The organism is Cronbergia sp. UHCC 0137 (assembly GCF_034932285.1).
In the GTDB taxonomy this organism is placed as follows: Bacteria; Cyanobacteriota; Cyanobacteriia; order Cyanobacteriales; family Nostocaceae; genus Cronbergia.
Map to the genome: position 1 here is coordinate 116900 of NZ_JAYGHC010000002.1, position 3235 is coordinate 120134.

General features: G+C 40.9%; 1 protein-coding gene. It reads left to right on the forward strand.

What is annotated here, in order from left to right:
* The first annotated feature begins 12 nt into the window (after window positions 1-12).
* Window positions 13-3183, forward strand: a complete 3171-nt coding sequence (locus VB711_RS01300) for an efflux RND transporter permease subunit (protein ID WP_323283916.1) — start codon at window positions 13-15, stop codon at window positions 3181-3183.
* The last annotated feature ends 52 nt before the right edge of the window (window positions 3184-3235 follow it).

Genomic DNA, 3235 nt, shown 5'->3' on the forward strand with positions numbered 1-3235 from the left:
TTACCCAAATTCATGTTTGTTAACTTTTTTATTAAGCGACCTGTATTTACAACTGTCTGCGCCATCATCATTCTGTTGGTGGGAGCAATTAGTATTCCAACTTTGCCGACAGCACAGTATCCAGAAATTAGCCCGACGCAAATTATTGTTAATGCTAACTATGTTGGTGCTAGTGCCGAAATTGTGGAAAGTACGGTAACGACTGTCTTAGAACGCCAAATTAATGGTGTGGAAGGCATTAAATATATGACTTCTAGCAGTAGTAATGATGGTAGTAGCTCTATTACAGTTACATTTGATTCGGCGCGAGACAAAGATATTGCCGCAGTTGATGTCCAAAATCGTGTTTCTCTGGCTGAACCTCAGTTGCCGGATGCTGTCAAACAAACTGGTGTTACTGTTAACAAACAGTCTAATAACATCCTTTTGGCGATGGGTTTGTATAGTAAAAATAAAGAGTTTGATAATGTTTTTCTCAGTAATTACGCTGATTTATATATAGCAGATTCCCTTAAACGCATTAAAGGTGTAAGTGAAGCGCGGATCTTTGGTGAACGTCGTTATGCTATGCGTCTATGGCTTGATCCTAATAAACTTGCAACTCGCAGCTTAACTACTAATGATGTTATCAATGCCCTGAACGAACAAAACCTACAAGTCGGTGTGGGGCAAATTGGACAGCAGCCAGCAACAGATGGCCAAATGTATCAAATAGACTTGAGGGCAATTAGTAGGCTGACAGAATCGGCAGAATTTAATGATTTAGTGATTAAAACTGCTGCTGACGGCACACTAATTAAGTTAAAAGATGTGGGTAGGGCAGAACTGGGCGCTCAAAATTACAGTTCATTTCTGCGGTTTAGGGGTCAAGAAGGTGTAGGAATAGGGATATTTCCCACACCGGGAAGCAACATTTTGGATGTGGCTAAATTGGTGAAAGCGGAAATGGCACGTGTTGCCCAAAGCTTTCCACCAGGGATGGAATATCAGGTGGCATTTGACACAACTACGGTGGTGGAAGAGTCTCTAGCTGAGGTTGTAAAGACTTTGTTACAAGCGATCGCTCTTGTAGTTTTAGTTATTTTTATTTTCCTCCAAGATTGGCGCACTACCTTAATTCCCGTGATCACAATTCCCCTGGCTTTAATTGGTACTTTTGCCTTTGTCAAAGCCTTTGATTTTTCTATCAACACCTTAACCATGTTTGGTTTGACTCTAGCCACGGGGATGGTAGTTGATGACGCGATCATTGTAGTTGAAGATATTGCCCGTTTAATTCAAGAAAAAGGAATGTCACCCCGTCACGCAGCTTCCGCAGCCATGGAGGAACTATCGGGGGCTGTAATTGCTACTTCTTTGGTATTAATGGCAGTGTTTGTACCGGTGGCATTCTTCCCTGGTTCAACTGGACAAATTTACAAACAATTTGCCCTCACCATCGCTTTTTCCATTGTCATTTCTACTTTTTTAGCTCTCACTTTGACACCTGCTCTTTCGGCTCTCCTGTTGCGTCCTACCCCCAAACCCAAGGGGATTTTTGGGGCTATGTTTGGCGGAATTAACTGGTTTTTAGATGGGATGCAGCGAGGATATGAAAAAGTGGTGATTGTTTTGACAAAAGTTAAAGCGATCGTTATTCTCGTATTCATTGGCTTATTAGCTTTCACTGGCTGGCTTTATTTAAATGTCCCCACCGCATTTATCCCCGACGAAGATCAAGGTTATTTCATCACCATTATTCAAGGACCAGAAGGATCTTCACTCAACTACACCAGCAAAGTTATGAGTGAGGTAGAAACGGAAATTCTCAAATTACCAGAAGTTGTCGGTACTTTTGCCATTGGTGGCTTTAGTTTTAGTGGCAATACTGCTAATAATGGAGTAATTTTCACCACTCTCAAACCCTGGGGCGATCGCACACTACCAAATCAGACAGTACAAGCTATTATTGGTCAGTTATGGGGGAAATTTTCAAGCATCACCGAAGCTAGAGTTTTTCCAGTCAATCCCCCAGCCATTCGTGGTTTAGGTAGTTTTAGTGGATTCCAATTTCAGTTACAAGATATCGCCGGCACTAACAGCTTAAACTCCATGCTGGAAACCGTTGGCCAATTTATGATGCGTGGTAATCAGACCCCAGGATTACAAGGTGTATTTAGCACTTTTACCGCCAACACACCCCAGATTTTGATTGAAGTAGATCGGAATAAAGCCAAAGCCTTACTAGTCTCCATAGACGACATCTTTAAAACCTTACAAAGTTATTTGGGTTCTAGCTATGTCAATGACTTTAATTACCTATCTCGCACTTATCGAGTATATGTACAAGCAGATGCTAAGTTTCGTTCTAACCCAGATGATATAAGTTTGTTGTATGTCCGTTCTGAAAATGATCAAATGATTCCTCTGAGTAGTTTAGTCAAACTTACTCCCACAACAGGAGCGCAAACTATCAATCACTACAACTTATTACGCTCAATTGAAATTAACGGTTCTGCTGCTCCTGGTTTTAGTTCTGGACAAGCAACTCAGGCAATGGAACAATTAGCGAAAGAGATTTTACCTGTTAGTATGGGATACGAATGGTCAGGTATTGTTTCTGAAGAAAAAGAATCTGGTGGACAAGCACCTTTAATTTTTGGTTTAGGATTGATTTTCGTCTTTTTAGTCTTAGCTGCTCAATACGAAAATTACGTTGATCCTTTGATTATTCTACTCGCAGTTCCCCTAGCTATTATGGGGGCGTTATTATCCCAATCATTCAGGGGTTTAAATAATGATGTATTTTGCCAAGTTGGGTTAGTAATGTTGATTGGTTTAGCAAGTAAAAACGCAATTTTGATTGTGGAATTTGCTAACCAATTACGAGAACAACATGGTTTATCAATTACCAAAGCCGCAGTACAAGCAGCAGAAGGCCGTTTGCGTCCAATCCTCATGACAGCATTTTCAACTTTACTGGGGATTTTACCTCTGGCTACAGCTACAGGTGCAGGTGCAGCTAGTCGTCAATCCCTTGGTACGGCTGTGTTTGGGGGAATGTTTGTTGCCACTTTCTTGACTTTGTTTATTGTCCCAATTTTGTATATCGTCATTGGTAAAATTCGTCAGCGTTTAAGCCCAGTTCGTAAATATCCACAACTAGGCTTGAATGAAGCTGATAAAGTTTCATTTAAATCATAAGTAGGGTTTGATAAAAAGGTCTTTTCGTTAGGGCTAGGAGTCAGGAGTCAGG